A 21,364-nucleotide genomic window follows, 5' to 3' on the forward strand; every position below is an offset into this window, starting at 1 on the left:
AGATTGATGCTGATTATGATTGCAAGCCTGGCTTTAACAGGTGCAGCCATATATTTTGGATATTACTTGTCGGGAGCACTGCAGAAAAATAAGTTTTTTGCTACCCCGGTTAATTGGAGCATTGAGCATATTGGCTCTCTTCGTGTGATGATTATCGTCGGCATCATTCTGTTTCCCGTCAATCTCTTTCTTGCCAGCCGCCGTTTGGTAAAGGAGTTGCGCCAAATTAACGCAGGGTTGCAGGAGATATCGGCAGGTCGGTTTGGACGCGTGGTAAAAGTCAGGGGAAAAAATGAGTTAAGCGCTGTCGCAGAAAGTATGAATCAGCTAAGCAGCGAGTGGAATCATTATCTGGCTGAAATTACACATGGTTTTGACGGGATTGCCAAAGGGCAGTTCGACCATTCCATCCCGGAAAGAAACGGTAAACTGGGGGAGGTCGTTCTCAGCATCAACCAGATGCGTGAACAACTGAAACATTCGATCGCGGAGGAACGCAGGGCGGAAAAGACCAAGAACGATCTAATTACCGGTGTATCGCATGATCTGCGCACTCCATTGACCTCGATTCTCGGCTTTCTCGAAGTAATCGAGCAGGATCAGTATCAGGATGAAGTGGAGATGCGTTATTACGTTAATATCGCGTACGAGAAGTCTTTGGCGCTTCGGCGATTGATCGATGAACTGTTCGAATATACGCGAATCAATAACGGCATGCCTCTGGAAATGCGTGAGCTCGATCTCGCCGGGCTGCTCCGCCAGCTTGCCGAGGAATTCGTACCGGCTACAGAGAACGCAGGCATGGAAATCAGGTTGAACATCCCGAAAGGAGAGTTCAAGATTGATGCTGATGGAGGTTTGTTGGTGCGAGCGTATGAGAATCTAATCGCCAATGCCATCCGATACGGGAAGACGGGCAAATATATCGATATCGATGTTGTGCAGGATGAAGATATCCTGGTCGTGCGAATTCAAAATTATGGAGACCCAATTCCGGAACGGGATTTGCCCTTTATATTTGACCGCTTTTATCGGGCGGATAGTTCCAGATCGAAGCAGACCGGGGGTACAGGTCTCGGTCTGGCCATCACGAAGAGCATAGTCGAGGTACACGGGGGAAGCATTACGGCCCGTAGCAGCAGGACGTCAACCTCTTTCGAGACAAGGTTCTCGATGAATAGCCTCGCTCCTGCACATGCAGAAATTACGAATCGGAAAAACGCGGAGAACATGATGCCTCCCTCACTTCGAGACAAAATACAAATTGTTTCGGAAGAAACTCATTATGAAAATGGAAGGAACCATCTTTCGCTCTCTGAACAAGAAATGACGCCGAAACTTAGCCTCCGCCCTCGACAACAGCGTTTATCTCAATCCAGGCTAGTCCCGGTATTCATGATCGCGCTGCTCGTCTGTGCGGTGACCCTATTCAGCGTTAATAGTTCATTCACTTCCGCTCTCATGGCGAAAGTGTATTCTATCTTTGAAGAGGACGATTCAACCCAACTGCCGGTAAGTACAGACGGGATGGTCGTACTATCCAGCAAAACTGACAAAGGCTATACTCTTTTCATAAACGACGTAATGTTCGACGGCTATCGCCTAAGCTTCAGATACTCCGTGACTCATTCCGACGGGATACCGCAGTCACAGTGGGTGAGGCCGAATTTTCAATTGGATTCTTCCATAAAACAAGAATTTCCCGGCATCCGCGGTACCGATTCAGGGTTTATCCGGATTGATGCCAAAAATGGCGGCATCGGTTATGACTTCAATGGAACAACACCTCCAGACAAGTTCATGCTGAAAGTCAACGTGTTAAGCATCGTCCTGCTTGATGACTCGGCTCAGCAGCATACACTCGCCGGAGATTGGAGCTTCCAAATCCCTGTAAAGAAAACTCACCAACGAAAACCTAACGGTCAAAGCGAGCCCTTGTGGGATGCCCTGGGGTTACCGCAGTCTGCTGACAAAGCTAATCGGCTCGAACTGAAATAACTAAACCTTGAAAGTCTAGGGGGCGAAGGGTGTAGTGACACTACCCCCTACCCATTTTTAGTATTCCCTCACTCCCACCCCATTACTTCCTTAATCTCCGCCACCAGCTTCTCCGCCGCTTTCCGATGAGTCACTTCCGAGGGGTGGAAATTAACGACGTAACCGTCCGCTTCCGACTGCAAGTCAAACCTCATAGCCGAGATCTTCGTATCGCCCGTTTCTTCCATATAATCCTTGGCCGCCTGATCAACAAAAGGATACAGTCTGTCTCTCATAATCCCAAGCGTACAGAGGAGGGTGGATTCCGGGTTGTTTGATCTGATCATTTTCAGGAATTCCACGTACTGCTTCACGTAATCCGCCTGTTTATCGGGGTCGTCCTCGGTGTAGGTATCATCATTTGTCCCCAGATTCACGACGATCAGATCAGGTACAAACTTATTGAAATCCCAGCTCAGAGATTGAGGCACCAGTGTGCCGTCAAATTTACCTTCGGACTTGCCTACCTTTTCGTAGTAATCCGGAACGAGATGGGTGAGCAGCTTTTCGCCGTTTTCCGTGTACCCTGAAATAATGCCGTAACCGCTGAACGAAACCATGCTGTAATCGGCCTGAAGCTGCTGGGCTGCCAGATAAGCGTAGGTCTTCGTGACGTCTTCCGTCGCCGTGGTAAAAGTACCGGACACATTGTCATCGTCCACCCCATATCCGCATGTAATGGAATCGCCGATAAATTCAATTTTGTGTACGTTTGCCGGGGCAGGCTTAATCCCCTCTTTGGCATCGACCGTGATCTCCTGAATCCCCACCGTCGACATAGCCGCTTCCGATAGTTTAATGACTTTAATGGTCACATTTTGATCCGTGTTGCTTTCATATGCGGTATACTTTTTCACGGGTTGCTTCACCATGTCGTCAATAACCCGGTTTCCGTTTACGTAGATGCCGATTCGTGCTTCATTATTGCCACTGGTCGCAATAGGATCGCCTTCTATGGTGATTTCCGCTTTTTTACCGTAAAAAGAAAACTCCACCCCGCCGCCCGACAAAGCCAGCCAAAGGACATCGTTGTGCTCGTAGGTTCTTCCAATGATTTTTACATGGTTCTCTGTTGCTCTGAAAACTTGCGCTGCTTCTGACATATTCGGACCTTCCTCCCGGCTCTTTACCAGTAACTTCTGCCAATATTAATTTGTTATAATCATAACACTACCTAAACTTATTATAATATGAAGGATTATTGTTATGGATTATAAAAAACCGCGCTACTGATCCCCTAATCGATTCACCAATTTAACGGATAGGTATACGCTTGCCATCCCCATCAGACTAATGATCACATAAACGATGTCCAGGTTCAGCGTCAGTTTTAGAATACTGAGAATCGTAGGGAGCTGCATAAGAACTATGGCGCAAAGGACCGTGGGGATGACCAGCCTTTTCCAAAGCCCGAACCAGAATAGCGGGATCAAGCTGGCCAGTGCGATAACAATGGAGTGAGTAATTGCCCGAATCGCATAGGTCGCAAAATCCGCCAACGTTGGCTCACCGTGAATGACACCCATCATCTGATCGAGCACATAAGTAGTAATCCCCGACAGAATAAAGGATACCAGCGTGCAGATGAAGACCGCCACGGCAATGAACATCGCCTTAGCCTGAACCAACCTTTTCCGGCTGATCGGGTACCCGAAGGAAAGAGCTATCGTCTTATTCTTATACTCTTCTATGAATACATGATTGATCAGAGAGGCCCCGAACAGTAAGAACCCCATTTGAATCGGCAGCATGAGATGAATTGCATCGGAGTAGCTCCGCCCGAACGCAATCATGGGATCGTCGGCAAATACGACGGTAAGAAAAAAGGTCGGCATAAACATGATAATTACCAAATAAATAAGCACTTCCCCGATCACTTTATTTCGTTCTAATTTCCTCCACTCCAGCTCCATCAGCTTAACCAACTTTATCTCCTCCTTGGATTTGATTATAGAAATAATCCTCCAGCGTGCTTGAATGCTTCTGGATCCCCTGGATTTCAATCTCATGGGAGATCAACACTTTAGAAATCTCTCCGATAGATGCTCCTGCATCATAGATCCGTATTTTCTCGCCCTGAACAATTTTTATATTGGTCATATGAAGCTCATGCTCAAGCAGGTAGGCTGCCTTCTGCACATGGGATGTCGCAAGTTCAATGTAATCGCTCCGCTGCTGACGGATATCCGAGATCGCTACCTCATCGACCAGCTTGCCGGATTGAACGACGCCGATTCTGCCCGCAACCTGCTCAATTTCGCCTAATATGTGGCTGGAGAGGAGGAAGGTAATGCCGTACTCCTTGTTCAGTGACCGAATTAAATCTCTCATGTCTTTAATGCCGATCGGATCCAGGCCATTCGTTGGTTCATCCAGCACAATCAGTTCCGGCTTCGTGATCGCAGCCCGCACAATCCCTAGCCGCTGCTTCATACCGAGTGAAAATTCCTTCACCTTTTTATTTTCGTTTCCCTGCAATTGGACCATCTCCAGAGTTTGAAGAATCGCCTTCTTATCGTAAAAGCCCAGGTATTCACAATGAATCTGCAGGTTCTCCATTGCCGTTAAGTGCTCGAAGAAGATGGGGTATTCAATAATGCTGCCCATGCGTTTCAGACCTTCCTTGGTATCTTCCGTAAGCTTCTTGCCAAACAGCATGATCTCTCCGGAAGTCGGGATGATGAGCCCGGTGAGCATTTTCATAATCGTCGTTTTCCCGGCGCCGTTGGAGCCGAGCAATCCGTAGATATCGCCTTGTTTTACATGAAGATTAACACCAGATATGATTGTCTTTCCGTTTATTCTCTTAGTGAGATCATACGTTTGAAGGATGTTATTCATTTTGCCGAACCTCCCGTATTTTTCATATCGTCTTCATTTGTTCGTTAATCTTATAATAATTTAAAAATTGCGTTTTTTTCTTTCTCATTCCTTACATGTTTCTTTCGGCGATAAAAAAGAGACGTTCAGCAGAACATCTCTTCGAAATAAGGTTCATAATTTCATTTGTTTAAACTTGCAGGTGAAGGTCGTTTTCTCATACGGGGAACTACTGAGAGTAATCGTCCCTTTCATCCCTTCCGTTAAGCGTTTGGAAATGCTTAGCCCCAGACCGCTTCCCTGAAATTGCGGATTCCGCGCATCATCCAGGGTGTAGAGCCTTTCGAACACGCGGTCCTGGTTCACCTCGGCAATCCCTTTTCCGCGATCCCACACATCTACCGCTACGAATTCCCCTTCTTCCCGAAGGGTTAAACCAAATACGCCGCCGTCGCTTCCATACCGGATCGAATTGGAGATTAAATTACTGAATATTCGATGCAGCGCCTGCTCATTGCCGAAAATATAGATGGGCTGTTCCGGAATCTCAATCTCTACCCGAAGCCCCTTAGAAGATAGCAGGTCATAAAATTCAAGCACGATTTGCCGGCAAATCTCGTTGAGCGATATTTTGCTTAAAGGGATCTCATAGTCTTCCGACTCGATCTTTACCAGATCAAAAAATTGATTCAGCAAACCGACCAGACTATTCACTTTATGGTTCAGCCGCATAACGACATACTTCTGTTCCTCTTGGGTCATCGGCTGCTCTTGATTCAGTTTTTCCGCATATCCCAGAATGACCGTCAAAGGAGTCTTTAAATCATGAGACATGTTGGATATCATTTTCTTCATGCTCTCTTGGGTTTTCGCATAATCCGCAATCACCTTCTGCTTATGGAACAATAGACGGTTGATTTGAATGAGCAGCTGTTGAATCTTGTGCTGATCGGTTTGGATAAGCACCTTCTCGTCCGTTTCATCCTGGATGATCTCGGCTATTTTGCCCGTAATTTCATCTATATTCTGATTTAATCTTCTTCTGGAGTAAGATAAGCAAACTATCGTCACGGCCATAACGCCAAGGATCAGGCACAAAAGAACCATCATGATCTAATCCCCCAGTTTATATCCGATACCCCAAATGGTCCGAATATATTGAGGGCTTGAAGGATCCTCTTCTATTTTTTCTCGGAGTCTCCGAATATGTACGTTGATGGCATTCTCATTGCCTAAATAATCATCTTCCCAAATCAATTGATAGATTTGCTCTTTGGTAAACACCCTCGACGGATGGGACAGAAACAGTTTCAAGATTTGAAACTCCTTGGAAGTGAGCTGTATGACCTGCCCCCTGACCTGTACGGAGAACAAATGCAAATCAAGAATCAGATCTTTAAACTGAATGGTTCGGAGGTCTTCTTGATGGCTATTATCTGTTTGGATATATTGAGTGGCTCTGCGAATCGCAGCCTGCACTCTAGCGGTTAATACCGCCATGGAGAAAGGTTTGTTTAAATAATCATCCGCGCCAAAGCCAAGACCCATCACCTTGTCGAGGTCACTGTCTTTTGCAGAAATGATCAAGACCGGAACCACGCTAGTTTCGCGTATCCGTTTTAGCAGCTCCATTCCATTCAACTTAGGGAGCATTAAATCAAGCAATATAAGATCAAACTTCTCTCTTTGAAAAAGAGCGCTGGCTTCATCACCGTCGAATGCCGTACATACGATGTAGTTCTCCTGTGTCAGATGGCTTTCGATTAACTGGCTAATTTCCCGGTCATCCTCTACGAGCAGAATGCGGTTCGGCATGCGTTATGTTCCCCCTTTCAGATCTTACCGTTTTCTCTTCATTACTTTCCGGTTCGACTGATTTCATTGTATCGGAATAAGGGGTGTACTGTCTAAGTTCAAATAGCGAAAAAGGGGTCTCCTATCGTCATCTATTCATGACTTTTGAGACACCCTTTTCTGTGTTACGGAGTCGAAGGGGGTTGCACCCCTGTCCGAAGGCAACGCTACCCGCGTTTCTACATACGTTAATAGTATTTAAGACTTTGTCTGATTAGGACTTGTATTAGCCAGAATCGGCAGTACTTTCTCACCCTTCTCCATGAGGGAATTGCATTGGCCACAGATCGGCTGAATCGAAAAAACGAAGTTGTTCCTCATCCATCCGTTGCACTCTTTATTGGTGCAAGACCATATCATTGTCATTTCCTCTGGAAGATCAATCATCTGTCTTTTCCGTGAATAATACAAACAGCATCCCTCTTTCTCTTCTGGAATAATGAGTAAAAAAAAGGCCCCAAAACGATGTTTGGGACCTTTTAACAGCAATCTTATAGTTTAACAACATTCTCGGCCTGCGGGCCACGATTGCCTTGTACTACATTAAATTCAACGCGTTGACCTTCGTCCAACGATTTGAAGCCTTCGCTAACAATGGCGCTGAAGTGCACGAATACGTCGCCTCCGCCTTCAACCTCGATAAAACCAAAGCCTTTGTCTGCATTAAACCACTTTACTGTTCCTTGTTCCATGATCCATTACCTCCATATTTTCATTATTACATGATCTTCAAATCCCAAAAAAAAATCACATATTGTACAAGGTTACATAATCAAAATCATAACCCTCTACAATATGTGATCTCAGGTCGAAATTCCAATAAACTAAATATAACACAACTGGATCTGATTTACAACTTCTTTTTTTACTTCCCCCACGGTCATTCCGGTACCCTTTATTTCGTCGCGTCCACGATGAACTTAGTAATTTCCTCCACCGCTACCCGTTGCTGCTCTTCCCGAGTTATAGTTGCTTCGCCATCGCCCTTCTGAGCGCCGTAATTACCGAATTGGGCGTGATTGCCGCCTTCGATGACATATGGATTCAAAGAAGCGGACAGCTTGGATTTATTCAACACCTTATCTTCGCTTCCATAGATCGCAAGCGTCGGCAGGTCGCTATCCTTCACCGGGTAGGCGCCTAGCAGCACAAGCCCCTCAATTCGGTCCTGATTCTTCACCGCATAGCTGCTCGCCATCGCGCCGCCCAAAGAATGGCCGCCCATTACCCAATGTTTGATTTCAGGGAATTGAGCATAAAACTTATCAGCTGCGTTGATATCAAATACGGCTAGGTTAAACGGCATATGAACCAGGACGCCGGTGATTCCCTGCTGAGCAAGTTGTTGCAGCAAAACCGAGTAGGCCTTATCCTCTACTTTCCCGCCCGGATAGAAGATAAACCCGACGCCCTTGTCCTGCTCGGCACTTGGATGAAAGATCCACATATCGTCTTTCTTTTCAATCTGGGGCCCCGCCTCCGTACTCGAAAGTACAGCAACTGCATTATCATCGGCCCGATAGTAATCCAGGGTATAAATGTAGAAACCAACACACAGCAATATCAAGACGGTTACTACACTTAATAAGATGATTCTTAATCTTTTTTTGGCTTTTGGCTTCAATGTTGTGTCCTCCTGTTTCTTCTTATAGCGAAAAGTCGGTAACGCCCTTTTTGGCTGCATATTTCAGGGTGTACGCTGCTTCTGTTCCATAAGGCATGGTAGCAATTTTGATGCGGGTATGGTCCAGCCGGCTCTCTTTTAGAACTCTTTTTACCAAGCTTATGCTCCGCTCTTCATCCTTAACGACGCAAAAAATATTAAGATGATATTTCTTCGGGTCGGACACGGACTTGCCCAGATCAAAGCCGTCAACATGGCCTAAGTCGGCATTCGCCAGAGAGATTTCCAGGTATTCCATGACTTTATCCTTTAACCAGCCGTCGCGTTGGGTGCCTTTAGCGTTTTTCAAAGGATACTGTACCACTAACCAGAATTGTTCGCTCATGTGATCACCAGCTTATTATATTTATCTTTCATTGTGCATGTAATGGAGTATAAAGGGAAGATCCTTTATGATTGCAAAAGGAAATTTAATCCTCTCCGACGAAATGATAACTCTGATGAAATTTTATACAAAGGGAGGACGTTGATGAACACCTATTTCTCCATGCTTGGCAGACTGCTGCACGGTAAGACACCGATTCATAAAGAAGGTTACTACATACTGTATGAAGATGGGAGTGTCAGATTGAATCTGGACAGACCGCTGAACGTAAAGATCGTTGAGGCGGAGCAGTTTGTAGATACGCTGGTAAGAGGATGTAAGGAGATCATTCACTCTTTTTCAAAAAGCCCGGACAACCAGGAAGTTTATGCGTTCAGCCTGTATGTGAACGACTATAAGTCTATTTATGTATACATAAACAACATTTCTCAATTCGAGAATACACTGCAAGAGCAGTATTCACATTACGAGGATCGCAGCCAGATCAACTCATTGAAATATAGCTTAGGAGACTTTAACTTTCAGTTCTGGAGTCAACATATGGGGGACTTCGGTCATCTCCTGGATGATTTCGAGAAATTTGCGGACATTCATTCCTACAATAGCGGCGAAGAACCGCTCCAACCGGGGGATCAGCCCGTTATCGCATTTGAAGCGGGGATAATTTGCGATGGATATCATGCGCTTATCCTAGAAACCGTAGTTAGATTAAAGGCGGCGAATGCTTTTGATTCCCTGAACACGACGCCAAACTTTATAGCCTTCGCCTCCTCTGACAATGACTATATCGATTATGGTATTATGATGCGAAAAACGATTGAACCGGACTTACTTTACGAGGTCTTCCCCGATTTAAAAGAGAAAGATGTCCAATTCCAAGCATGGGTAGATCATAATCAACAATTATCGGCAAGCGAGGTTTTGGATCAATTACACGATACTTTTCACGATAGTTCTAGTCTAGGCGTACCCTTCTCTATGGATCGGTGCGAATATGATGTATTTGAACAACTGGAGCATCTGGGGAACACATTGGCAGAGGAATGCTTATCCCGACTGCATAATTACACAGGAATAGCAAAACTGAAACGAGAGCATTTTGATTTGATTTACTGTTATATCGAGGCTCTGCATTTTGCAGGAGAGCTAACCTCGGAACAAAAGCATGCCTGCTCCCAATTGGCTAACAAGTTTCAAGATCAAAGCGAAAATTTGGTCGACGCAGTCAAAGAGTTGCATGCAATATCTGCGTTATAGGAGAATGCAGGGGACCGGAGAAGCTGACCACGCTCTTAAAAAATGATCAAACAAGAAGGGGTGTCCCTAAAGTCATCGTAGATGACTGAGGGGCACCCCCTCACTCTCTAGAAGTTTGGCCTAGTAGAGGAACTCCCCCTAAGCGTCCGGTTAAGAGGCACGAATCGAATGAATTACTTTAAATAACTAATCACCACTCAGATCGATAGGAGTGAATGTTGTTGGGAGCAAATTAACTGTATTACCTACAGTTAATTACTTTGAATCCAGTCATTCTGGATACTTAGCTGTAATTTGTACAGTTAATTCTTATCCTTTCCGCTCTTTCCGCCGCAAGTGCCTAAATTAGCTGTAGGTTTTCCAGTTAGTTTGTCCGGATCTGGCCTACCGCGCGAAATAGCTGTAGGTTTTCCAGTTAATCTTCGTATAGCGGTTTAGGTGAACCTAGAGAGGAGAGCGGCATGGCGAAAGTCAGCTTGGTCAGAAGAAATAGGGGTGTCCGCTCCAGGTTCATTTCCTACAAAGAAGAGAGAGACCAACGACGGCCTCTCTCTTCTTTGTGTTTTTCTTTTACATTCCTACATCTCAATTTCCACAATCGCTTTGCCGTTCTCCCGCAGCTTATCGAATTCGGCCCGGGAAATGCGCAGTCCGCCCGTACGATACGGGTTGGAAATCCGCTCGGCTTCCACTTTGTGTCCGTTTATGGTTACGGACTCTACGACGCTGCCCTTAACCCGGTAAATGAAGGTGACCGGGCCGGCGAAATCAAACTCGAAGCGGGTGCCGTCCAGCTCATCCGGCAGCACGGGATCGATAAGCAAATCTCCGCCGTCCACCCGGATGCCGAGTACATTGGAAATCAACTGGTTCATGTAGATCCCGGGACCGCTGGAGTAAATCCGCCAGCCGCCTTTTACCTGAGCCGAACCGTCACGCAGGTCTTCAAAACGCTGCTGCGCCTCATACCGTGTATTGAATTTGCCGTCGGAGCTGCTGAAATACGTATTGCTTTGACGCAGCTCCGCATTCGGCACGACATCCCGGATGCCGATCGGGTTGATCGCGGCCAGATCATGCCAGATCTGCTCCCGCCGTCCGGTCTTCGCCATCGCTTCAATGTAGCGGATGTGCGCATGCACGTATTGCAGCCCGATTTCGCGGCCGAAGTTCGCCGCCTGCTCCGCGCGCTTGAAGTGCACGTTGACCCCGCCGACATATTGCGCCGGTCGGTCCATGAGCCGCACGCCGTCAGGGAACAGCAGCTTGTCCTGGATCAGCTGATAATGGCTCTCCGCCTGTTCCGGGGACAACAATTCGCTGATCATGCTTTGAATCATCGGCAGCAGCCGGTACTTGATGCCAGTCTCCCGGTCTTCCGGGTGCAGCATCAGCTTCACGTCGTTCGGATCCTCGAAATAGAGGAAGCCCGGAATGACGCCTTTTTCCAGCATGTAATGGTTATAATCGCGTTTGATGCCTTCGGCAATCTGCTTCAGATCGTTCGACCAGGCAGGATCCACCTGGCTTAACGCCTTCGACAACACATCTGCGGCTTGATACGTCAGGGCCACGGTCCAACTGCTGACCATGAACTGCTTCAATTGGGTATTAGCCGGTTGCAGCGTATCGTCCCAGTCGCCGTCTCCGTAGGAAGACAGGTAGGTGTCATGAAGGAAATGCTCTTTGATGTAACTCAGTTCTTTAAGCACATGCTCGCGAACCGAGGCGGTCTCCTCAGTAAAGTTGAAGCCATGCTTGCTCGTATATGGAATCTGCTCATCGAGAATCGAGAAGTCGCGGGTCGCCGTCAAGTAATCGCCGAGCACTTTAAGCGGCCAGACGATAATGTCCCCATGGCTTTCCTCTTGCTGGATTTGCGTATATTTATCGAACATGAACCACTGCGGCCAGTTGCCGTCCTCGGCATACTGATGGGCATAGACCGTCAGCAAAATATCCCGCACCTGCTCGTACTGATGAGTCGCCGAGAAATATTCCACCGGCCCCTGGCAGACGTCCCGCGTCCCCCAGGCCGCACCGCCGTATTGCTCCAAACCGTGCGGCACGGAGTAGTGAACGAGCATATTGTGGGTATACCACCAGGCGAGCGCGTTCACCTTAAAGAACTCGCCCTCGTCCCCGCTGTCTTTGGTCAATTTAAAGCCGCTCATGACTTTGGCGTAAAACTCTCTATAGCGCTCGATCTCAGCTTCGGCGGAGCGGTGCTCAACCGGCAGCTCGCCGCCGTTCAGCAGCCCTTGGTGCGTCAACGTCCATTCCGCGCTCGCATCCAGCTCCATCGCCACCAGCGAAGCGCAGCCTGGAGCGGCTCCTTCGGCCAAGACCGACTCGTCGCGTAAAGAGTACGTTGCTCCATCCAGTACCATCCGGTAAGTGAGCCGCGGATACACCTGCGCACTGATGCAGGAAGCGTCGGCCCGGAACGTAAGGGCTCCGCCCTCGCCGTCCTGTTCCATCACGTACGGAATTTCATACTCGGCCACGTTCATCGTGATTTGATTCGTCACCAGGAAGCGGTACTTAACCCCGTTTGCGGAACGCACCTGCAACCGCACCTCCGGCGTGTCGACCGTCGTGAAATTGGTAACGATCAGCGTATCGGCAGGCATTTTATAATACCAGCGAACGTAGTTGAACCCGATCTCGAATAAGGAAGGCAACGTGAGCAAGCGGTATTTGCCATCCAGCTCTACGTAGATCCGCTGCCCGGAAGTCTTCGGCACATTGAGCGCATTGCGGGCGTTGGACATCATCTTGTTGAGGTTCGTATTGCCCACGACCAGCTGCGAATTAAAAATACCGTACATATAAGAGGTGGTCGTAATGACCTCGGCACCGAACCGCACGTTATCTCCGCTCATTAAGATATGGCCATGCGGGCGTTCAACCAGCAGTTCTTTTTCCTTCAGAACGATATGTTCATAGCTATCCGTGAAAAAAGACAGCAGTTGCTCGCCGTCATATTCCACCTGCTGGCGCCGCGGGAACCATTGGTCCAGCTCTTCCATAGTCACTGGCAAAGTTTGCAGCGGTTCTCCGAGCTGCGGCGAAAGAGTTACCGCCGTACCGTTCTCGTCGCGATCACTTCCCTGCTCCAGATCGGCCGAAGCCGACTCCACCTCTTCCCATGCCTGACGGATAACGTCAGCGTATTCCAGCTCTGTAATCGCGGAAGGATGATCCCCGAGGAACAACCCGTAAAATACAAAGCGCGCGTCGCCGCTTAACTCCGTCTTGCGGGATTGCAGCGCCGTATAGGCGAACTCGTACTGATAAACCTCGTTTGCCAGCTTGTCCTTGGACAACGCCTCAGGCCGGTTGCTTTCCTTATAGGACAAGCCGAAAAACTGGAACCCGTCCGTGGAATAACCTTCGGCCTTGGTCAGCGAGCCTTGCTGCAAGTACGGGAACTTGCCTCCCTGCGGCTGGTTTTGCCGGGAACATACGACGAAGCCTTTGTTCGCATCCTCGAACACGGTATGGTCAATGTACTGCGACAAATAAGCTTCATTGCTGCGTACGGCGCCCGGATCGGCAAGGCCGACATCCTGTCCGTACACGATATCGGCGGTTACGCCGCTTCCTTCAAGCTGCACATCCCAGAACCACACGCCTTGGGCGGTCAGCGTGAACACGACCCGATACCCGATTGGCTTCTTCACTTCGCCCGGCGCTATTTCGCCTTCCCACACCAGCCGGTCACCAGCTTGACGGAATCGGCTGCCCGAATGAATGCCCAGCAGCGGGTAAGCCTGAATTCCTTCCGCCGTGTGCAGCCGGGCGTAAAGATTGCCCAGTGAACCGTCAATCGGATTGCTCAGGAGCTGATTAATCATCGTGGAGCCGCCGGTTGCTTCATACAGATCGCCGTTCTTATGAAAAGTGAATTCTAGCTCGCCTTGTTGAATCGACAGTTTGGTATCTGTTGACATCGCCATTCTCTTCACTCCCTGTCTCTCTATTATGTCAATTTATACATAGCCTCATTTATTGCTCCAACCGGAACGCCGCCTGCAGCGTATCGCGGCTGTTTCCTCCAACGTACAGCTCGAATTTCCCTGCATCGCTGGCAAAAGACAAGTCACTGTGATGATACCGCAGCTGCGCTTCGGTGATCTCGAACGCCACTTCCGTACTTTCGCCTGGAGCTAGCGTCACTTGGCGGAAATCCTTCAACTCTTTCATCGGACGAACGACCTCGCCGGAAACGTCGCGAATATAGAGCTGGACCGTTTCCGTTCCTGCCATGCCCCCGTCGTTGCTGACCCGGACCTTGGCCTCCAAGGTCTGCCCCGGCTTCAGCGTCTCCGACGACAATGTCAGCTCTCCATATGAATAATCCGTATAGCTCAAGCCATACCCGAAAGGGAATAACGGCGCATTCGGACTATCCAGATAATGCGAGACGTATTTCTCCTGCGAGTCTTCCGCTGGCTTCGGACGTCCCGTATTGAAGTGGTTGTAATACACCGGAATTTGTCCCACCGTGTATGGAAAAGACATGGTCAGCCGGCCCGAAGGATTGGCAACGCCATATAGCAAATCCGCGATCGCCGCCCCGCCCGCACTTCCCGGGAACCAGGCTTCGAGCACCGCATCGGCTTCTTCGTAGATGCCGTGCAGATCCAGCGGGCGGCCGTTGAACAGCACGGCAACCATAGGTTTGCCGAGCCGCTTCATGGCTTGCACCAGCTTAAGCTGCGCGTCCGGCAGCTTGATGTTGGTGCGGCTCGCCGCCTCGCCGCTCATCTCTGACGCTTCGCCGAGCGCCAGTACAATGACGTCGGCTTCCCCGGCGGCTTTGACAGCCTCTTCAAGCTGATGCTCCGTGATGTCATGGATGCCGCAGCCCTCGGCCACTACGAGACCGCCACCGCTGCGCTCCGCCATCGCCGTCCCCAACTGAATCGCCGTCTCCCTCGATCCGGTCCACGACCAGTTACCGAGAATGTCGCCGCTTTGTGCAAACGGACCGATCAGTGCGATTCTTTGTCCTTGCTTCAGCGGCAGAATGCCTTCATTTTTGAGCAAGACGCTGGATTTCACCGCGAGCTCCTTCGCGGCTTCAAGATGCTCCTTGCAGTACACGACTTTACTTTCCGCTTCCGGATCGGCGCCGCGCAGCGGGTTATCGAACAAGCCGAGCTTTTCTTTTAACTGCAAAATGCGCATGACCGCTTCGTCGATCAACGATTCGGGTACAAGCCCGTCTTCGACCAGCCGGGCCAGTTCCAGAACATATGCCGAAGTCATCATATCGATATCGACACCAGCCTGAATCGCCTTTAATGCCGCTTCGCGGTCATCTTCGGCGACGCCGTGCGCGATAAGCTCCCTGATGGCAGCCCAATCGGAAATGACGACGCCGTCAAATCCCCATTCGCCGCGCAGCAGATCCCGCATCAGCTTGACGTTGCCGCTGGCCGGGATACCTTCCACCGTGTTGAACGAAGTCATCACCATCTCGGCGCCCTCGTCGATAGCGGCTTTATAGGCCGGCAAATAATATTCGCGAAGCTGACGCTCCGAAAGATCGACCGTATTGTATTCCCGCCCGCCTTCCGCCAGCCCGTAGGCCGCGAAATGCTTCACGCAAGAAGCGACTCGGTCCGGATCGTTCTTTAAATCCTTACCCTGAAAACCCCGGACCATCGCCCGCGCGAACAAAGCGTTCAGGTAAGGGTCTTCTCCCGTCGACTCCATCACCCGGCCCCAGCGGGGGTCCCGCACCAGGTCCGCCATCGGAGCGAAGGTGACGTGCAGCCCGGAAACGGCCGCTTCCTTCGCCGCGATTTCCGCGCTGCGCTCGGCCAGTTCCAGATCCCAGGAACAGCCCATGGCCAGCGGAATCGGAAAAATCGTCTTGAACCCGTGCACGATATCCGCCATAAATAGCAGCGGAATGCCATGCCGGTTGTTCGCCATATGTGCCCGCTGTACGGAGATAACCTTCTCCGCGCCGGCTACGCCAAGCACCGAGCCGGCGTTCTTCACGGTATCCGCCGTAATGCCAAGCGATTCCATCGGCCCTGTAATTAGCCCCTCGTCTTCGGCATCCTCATAGAAGGGCGCAGCCAATTGCTGCAGCTGGGCGATTTTTTCGTCGAGCGTCATTTTCTGCAAAAGTTCTTCCAGTCGTCGTTGCTCGGACATGATTTCTCCCTCTCCTATACAAGTTGAATTATCGAGTGATTGTTTAAATCGAATCGTTTCTCAACTTAAATCTCTTTATATTCAAGCAATCTTTATCTAATTTATGTCTTAAAATAATAACGTTTCGACTCAGATTTACAGGTTTGCCCGGACAATGCCTACGCAATGCCTACGCAATGTCTGCGCAATGCCCGCGTTATACCTGCACAGATCATCAAGCCCCGGCTACTCCATCCATTCGCTAGCGGTTCTTATCCACCGGCAGCCAGTCAAACACTTTTTGAATGTTGCGGTCCCAATAGCTCCATTCATGGCCTCCGGGTTCTTCATTATAAGTCACCCGCAACCCAACCTTCTCGGCATGCTTCAGGAAATTCCGGTTGCCCTCGTACAAGAAGTCCTCCGTCCCGCAGCATTGATACAACTGCGGCTGATTCCCCGCCGCGGCGACCTTTCCCGCCAGCGCCAGCAAATCGTCATCACTGCCTTGAACCTCGGCCACGCTGCCAAACATCCGCTCTTCCTCGCGGTTTCGGAATACTTCAATCTCGCTTAAACGGTGGACGATGTCCAGACTCCCCGACAAGCTCGCCGCAGCCGCAAAACGTTCCGGCTGGCGAAGCGCCAGCTTAAACGCCCCATAACCGCCCATCGACAAGCCCGCGATGAACGTGTCTTCCCGGCGGTCCGAGATCGGGAACAAGGATTTGGCGATGGCGGGCAGCTCCTCCGACAAATACGTGTAATACGCCGCCCCTTGCTTCATATCCATATAGTAGCTGCGGTCCGCCCGCGGCAGAATGAGCGCGATGCCTTTGTCCTCCGCATAGCGCTCCACCGAGGCCTGCCGGGTCCATTCCGTATGGTCACCGCCCAGTCCGTGAAGCAAGTACAGGACGGGCAACTTGCCGTCCCGGCTGGACCGGAGCGCAGCCATCGGGATCACCACATCGATATCCGTTGACATTTCTAGCGTTTCAGCAAATAGAGCCGTTCGTATAAAAGCCAAACCGATCACTCCGCTTTCATTTCACCTTGATGTGTTTGTTCAACTCTTGATCTCTGACACGACCGTTTGAACCGATTGGCGTTCCGTCAATTCAACCTTTAATTTATACGAGTCGTTGACCTGTTCGTCATTCAGCAATTGAAACAGCAGGTGGCCCGCCAGCGAGCCGGAATCATACATCGGCTGATGAATCGTCGTCAGCGGGGGTTGAACATACTCGGCCAGCTGAATATCGTCAAAACCGATGACGGATATGTCGCCCGGCACGGAGTAGCCGCCTTCTTCCATCGCTTTGATGCCGCCGATCGCCATTTCGTCGTTGCCATAGAAGACGGCCGAAGGTATTTCGCCTTGCATCAGCATCATTTTCGTCGCCTTATAGCCGCCTTCCCGCACAAAATTGCCGCTCAGCCGCCATTTGGCTTTCTCCTCAAGCCCTGCCTCATGCATCGCCCGCAAATATCCTTGGTACCGGACGCTGTTATCGTAGGAATTGGCTGGTCCGCTAATAAAGGCAATGGAGCGATGCCCTTTGTCGATGAGATAACGGGTCGCTTTATACCCGCCGAGTTCCCCGTCTACAACGACGCTGATAAGGCCTTCGCCCGTCGTAAGCCGGTCCATCACGATGATCGGGAAGCTCGAGCTGGCCGCATTCAACAAGATTTCATCGGTAATGTTTTGCGCCAGCACGATCGCGCCATCCACTCTTTTTTCTCGCAAATATTTAACCGCCGTAGACCCTTTGCCCCCCATGGAGCTGCAAGCTACCAGGTCGTAACCGTTGGAGAGCGCCACATCCTGGACGCTGCGAATCAATTCCGAATAATAAGGCCCGGATAAATCCGTTAAAATGAGGGCAATCGTATTTGTGCGGCTCCGTTTTAAATCCATGGCGAAACCGTTCTTATAATAATTCAGCTGCCTAGCCGCTTCCAGCACCTTTTCCTTCGTCTTGGCACTGACTTTGCTGTCTCCGCTAAGTGCGTATGATGCCGTGGAAAGCGCCACGCCGGCCAATTTCGCCACATCCTTAATCGTAGCCATTGCTTATGTCATCCTTTCTAACCGTACAAAAAATCCTACTTACTTATTTCATCCCCGAAATCGTATATCCTTCAATAATATGCTTTTGGAAGAAAGAAAAAACGATAATGATCGGTACTACCATGAAGGCGGCGCCGGCCATTTGCAGACCGAATTTCGAGGCGTATTGTCCTTTCAAAAGGGACAGCCCGACCGACAGGGTGTACAAGCTTTCGTCGTTGGCGATGATTAACGGCCACAAGAAGCTGTTCCAGGCGCCGATAAACGTCAATATGCCTTGGACGGCGAAGACCGGTTTTACGATCGGCATGATCAATTGAAAGAAAATCCTTAATTCTCCCGCGCCGTCGAGTCTGGCAGCTTCCATCAAATCCGTCGGAATGGTTGACATGAACTGGCGGAACAGGAAGATACCGAACGCGCCGACCAACCCCGGCAGTACAATGCCTGCCATCGTATTTACCAACCCAAGCTTGTTGATGATCAGATAAGTAGGAATCATCGTTACTTGACCCGGAATCATCATCGTAGCCAGGATGAGATAGAAAAATTTGTTCTTGCCCGGAAAATCAAACTTCGCAAAGGCATATCCGGCAAGTGCGTTCAGGAAAAGCCCGACAAACGAACACAACACGATGATCAGCGTATTTTTGAGATACACCATAAAATCCATTTTCGCAAACAGATCCACATAGTTTTTGAAGGTCGGATGGTTCGGAATGATCGTCGGTGGAACAATGGTAAATTCATTTTCCGGCTTAAAGGACGAGCCAAGCATCCAGATAAACGGAATCATCATCAGAAGGCCGCCGGCAACCAGAAGAAATATCATAAAGCCCTTTTCAAATCTTTTCAACGCCATTTGCTTCCCCTCCTTTACCCTTAATATTCAACTTCCTTCCGCTTGACGAGGAACTGCACAATCGTTGCGATGATAATGATAATGAACAGAACAAAGGAACCGGATGCCGCGTAACCGAAGTCGCTTAGCTTAAATCCGTTGTTATAAATAAAGAGTGCCATAGACATCGTTGCGTTGAGCGGTCCGCCCTTCGTCATGACCAGCGGTTCTTCGAAGAACTGAATCCAGCCGATCAGCGTCGTAATCGTCACGAAGAAGGTAGCAAAGCTAAGCAAAGGAATGGTGATATAGCGGAGCTTCTTCCACCCGGTGGCGCCGTCAATTTCAGCCGCTTCATAATAGGAGCGGGGAATTCCTTGGAGCGCTGCCAGGAAAATGATCATATTCAGGCCGATCGCCTTCCATACCGCCATCATAATGAGCGACAGTTTGGCCAGCGTCGGATCCTGCAACCAGGCTTGCCCAGGGACTCCGAACCAGGAAAGGATATAGTTAAACAGCCCGTACCTGCTGTTATAGAGATAACCCCATACAACAGCCACGGCTACAATATTCGTAATGGATGGCAAGTAGTAAACAACCCGGAAGGTATTAAACAGCCAGCTCGTTCCATAATTCAGCAGCAGTGCGGCTGCCATAGAAAATAAGATGACCAGCGGCACCCCGATAATGACATAAATGCCGGTGTTCACTATGGATTTTATAAATACGGGATCCTTAAATAGCCCTAGATAATTTGTAAAGCCGGCGCCATTAATGTTAGAAAAGTCGGCCAGCCCCAACAGGTCCATATCGGTAAAGCTGATGACTAATGCGATAATAATCGGCAAAATCGAAAATACCGTGAGTAACAGTATGGCCGGAGCAATGAACAAATACGGATATTTATATTTGTGCCAGCTATTTGCATGCTGCTTCATTTATCCTCACCCCTTAAATTTGTCCACTCCCTTCCAGACGAAGAATCCTAAAGAGATAACCGGGACCCTCGCTTCTGTAGAGTCCCGGCGTCATCTTCGCAGGCGGAAGACAAAAAGATTAATTTCCTAGAATTCCGTTGGCTTCCTCATTCAATGCGTCCATCTCTGCTTGCACATCCGCTCCGCCAACCGTAATTCGTTCAAAGGCTGCGACCGAAGCTTGCGAAACTTCTTCCCATTCCTTGACCATCGGCGTCGGAATCGCACTTTCCAGTTGCTTACCGAATGCGGCGATCATCGGATCGGAGAATTGCTCGTTCTCCCAAGCCGTTTTCAAAGCAGGTAAGGAATTTGATGTTTCGTAAAATTTAAGCTGCGCTTCCTCGCTGCTCAGATAGGCGATAAATTTCGCCGCCCCTTCAGGGTTTTTGCTGTATTTAAAGATTGAAAGGTCGGAACCGCCCATCAGGGATTTATTGTTTTTGTTAGAAGGCAAGGTCTTAACTGTCCATTTGCCGTCAATTTCCGGATTTTGTTCCTTCACGGCTTGGATCATCCAAGGACCGCTGATAAACATTGGAACCGTGCCGTCTTTAAAGCCTGTAACGGTATCCAGGTCGGTCGGCGGAACGAGGTTTTCCTTATACAAGCTGTTCAGGAAGTTCATCGCCTCTACGTATTCCGGCTGATTAAACTGCGGTTTGCGGTCGGAGCCAATGACATCGCTGCCTGCTTGCCAAGCGAACATGGACAAATAGTTTTGGTCCTTCGCATCGACTGGCATCATATAGTTACCTTCGCCTCTCGCGGCCAGCTTCTTACCGGCATCTTTCAGTTCATCCCAAGTTTTCGGACCTTCAGGATACCCGACTTCGGCAAGCAAATCGGTACGATAGAACAATCCGCGTGTTTCAACATACCAAGGGATACCTACAGTAACACCGTCATATTGCGTAGTTTGAATGGCACCGTCAAAGAAGTTTTCCGTTTTAAGCTCCGGATATTTCTCGATGTATGGAGCCATATCCAACAAGGCACCTGCTGAAGCAAACTCCGGAATCCAGGTTGTACCCATTTGGATGACGTCCGGACCGTTCTTGGAAGCGACGGCCGTAAGGAGTTTGTCATGCGCGGAATCCCAAGGGATCGCCTGCACGTCTACCTTCACGCCGGGATTTTTCTCTTCATACATTTTTGCAATCGGCTCTACGCTCTCCGAGGTGCCCATGAACCAGACCTTTACCGTCTTGTTGTCGCCGCCTGAAGCCGAGTTGGAACCCGAGTTGTTATTTTTCGAGCCGCAGCCGGCCACGATAACAGAAACAGCAAGCAGTGTAATCAAAGCAACTAACCAATTTTTCTTCACTTTTCC

General features: G+C 49.4%; 17 protein-coding genes and 1 pseudogene. 2 read left to right on the plus strand and 16 right to left on the minus strand.

Going from position 1 to position 21,364, the window contains the following annotated elements; translation table 11 throughout:
* Nucleotides 1-6: 6 nt before the first annotated feature.
* Nucleotides 7-1,176: pseudogene (locus KB559_RS25585) on the plus strand (sensor histidine kinase); the annotation flags it as partial.
* Between the two features lie 890 nt (nt 1,177-2,066).
* On the opposite strand, the gene KB559_RS13600 reads toward KB559_RS25585, so the two are convergent.
* The 9 genes from KB559_RS13600 to KB559_RS13640 form a co-directional block, all read right to left on the minus strand.
* A complete protein-coding gene (locus KB559_RS13600) occupies nt 2,067-3,140 on the minus strand; it encodes an SGNH/GDSL hydrolase family protein (protein ID WP_211022471.1) in 1,074 nt (357 codons plus the stop codon).
* Between the two features lie 123 nt (nt 3,141-3,263).
* The gene (locus KB559_RS13605) at nt 3,264-3,962 is read right to left on the minus strand and encodes an ABC transporter permease (RefSeq protein ID WP_211022472.1); all 699 of its coding nucleotides are present in this window, start codon (nt 3,960-3,962) and stop codon (nt 3,264-3,266) included.
* Nucleotides 3,955-4,878 (minus strand): ATP-binding cassette domain-containing protein, encoded by a 924-nt coding sequence (locus KB559_RS13610; RefSeq protein ID WP_211022473.1) that lies wholly within the window; start codon nt 4,876-4,878, stop codon nt 3,955-3,957. The genes KB559_RS13605 and KB559_RS13610 overlap by 8 nt, the downstream gene beginning before the upstream one ends.
* Before the next feature lie 153 nt (nt 4,879-5,031).
* Nucleotides 5,032-5,967, minus strand: coding sequence for a sensor histidine kinase (locus tag KB559_RS13615; protein ID WP_211022474.1), 936 nt, complete (start codon nt 5,965-5,967; stop codon nt 5,032-5,034).
* 3 nt (nt 5,968-5,970) lie between these two features.
* Nucleotides 5,971-6,672, minus strand: coding sequence for a response regulator transcription factor (locus KB559_RS13620; protein ID WP_282103159.1), 702 nt, complete (start codon nt 6,670-6,672; stop codon nt 5,971-5,973).
* A gap of 237 nt (nt 6,673-6,909) precedes the next feature.
* Entirely contained in the window at nt 6,910-7,200 is a 291-nt protein-coding gene (locus KB559_RS13625) for a cold-shock protein (RefSeq protein ID WP_348772918.1), read from the minus strand.
* A gap of 2 nt (nt 7,201-7,202) precedes the next feature.
* Entirely contained in the window at nt 7,203-7,403 is a 201-nt protein-coding gene (locus KB559_RS13630; protein ID WP_114497440.1) for a cold-shock protein, read from the minus strand.
* 203 nt (nt 7,404-7,606) lie between these two features.
* The gene (locus tag KB559_RS13635; protein ID WP_211022475.1) at nt 7,607-8,335 is read right to left on the minus strand and encodes an alpha/beta fold hydrolase; all 729 of its coding nucleotides are present in this window, start codon (nt 8,333-8,335) and stop codon (nt 7,607-7,609) included.
* A gap of 22 nt (nt 8,336-8,357) precedes the next feature.
* Nucleotides 8,358-8,720 (minus strand): hypothetical protein, encoded by a 363-nt coding sequence (locus tag KB559_RS13640; protein ID WP_211022476.1) that lies wholly within the window; start codon nt 8,718-8,720, stop codon nt 8,358-8,360.
* Nucleotides 8,721-8,864: 144 nt separating this feature from the next.
* Between KB559_RS13640 and KB559_RS13645 the strand changes: the two genes are divergently transcribed.
* A complete protein-coding gene (locus tag KB559_RS13645; protein WP_211022477.1) occupies nt 8,865-9,977 on the plus strand; it encodes a DUF4303 domain-containing protein in 1,113 nt (370 codons plus the stop codon).
* Between the two features lie 578 nt (nt 9,978-10,555).
* On the opposite strand, the gene KB559_RS13650 is transcribed toward KB559_RS13645, so the two are convergent.
* The 7 genes from KB559_RS13650 to KB559_RS13680 all read right to left on the minus strand — a co-directional run bounded on the left by KB559_RS13650 (nt 10,556) and on the right by KB559_RS13680 (nt 21,358).
* On the minus strand, nt 10,556-13,939 hold the full coding sequence (locus KB559_RS13650; protein ID WP_211022478.1) for a GH36-type glycosyl hydrolase domain-containing protein: 3,384 nt from the start codon (nt 13,937-13,939) through the stop codon (nt 10,556-10,558).
* 49 nt (nt 13,940-13,988) lie between these two features.
* A complete protein-coding gene (locus KB559_RS13655; RefSeq protein ID WP_211022479.1) occupies nt 13,989-16,154 on the minus strand; it encodes a glycoside hydrolase family 3 N-terminal domain-containing protein in 2,166 nt (721 codons plus the stop codon).
* Between the two features lie 241 nt (nt 16,155-16,395).
* Nucleotides 16,396-17,163 (minus strand): alpha/beta hydrolase, encoded by a 768-nt coding sequence (locus tag KB559_RS13660; RefSeq protein ID WP_211022480.1) that lies wholly within the window; start codon nt 17,161-17,163, stop codon nt 16,396-16,398.
* Between the two features lie 39 nt (nt 17,164-17,202).
* A complete protein-coding gene (locus KB559_RS13665; RefSeq protein ID WP_211022481.1) occupies nt 17,203-18,210 on the minus strand; it encodes a LacI family DNA-binding transcriptional regulator in 1,008 nt (335 codons plus the stop codon).
* A gap of 43 nt (nt 18,211-18,253) precedes the next feature.
* Nucleotides 18,254-19,072, minus strand: a complete 819-nt coding sequence (locus KB559_RS13670; protein ID WP_211022482.1) for a carbohydrate ABC transporter permease — start codon at nt 19,070-19,072, stop codon at nt 18,254-18,256.
* Nucleotides 19,073-19,092: 20 nt separating this feature from the next.
* On the minus strand, nt 19,093-19,992 hold the full coding sequence (locus KB559_RS13675) for a carbohydrate ABC transporter permease (RefSeq protein ID WP_211022483.1): 900 nt from the start codon (nt 19,990-19,992) through the stop codon (nt 19,093-19,095).
* A gap of 118 nt (nt 19,993-20,110) precedes the next feature.
* Nucleotides 20,111-21,358: a sugar ABC transporter substrate-binding protein gene (locus tag KB559_RS13680; protein WP_348772920.1), complete on the minus strand. Its 1,248-nt coding sequence runs from the start codon at nt 21,356-21,358 to the stop codon at nt 20,111-20,113.
* Nucleotides 21,359-21,364 lie beyond the last annotated feature (6 nt).

It is taken from the genome of Paenibacillus sp. Marseille-P2973, assembly GCF_018101095.1.
In the GTDB taxonomy this organism is placed as follows: Bacteria; Bacillota; Bacilli; order Paenibacillales; family Paenibacillaceae; genus Fontibacillus; species Fontibacillus vini.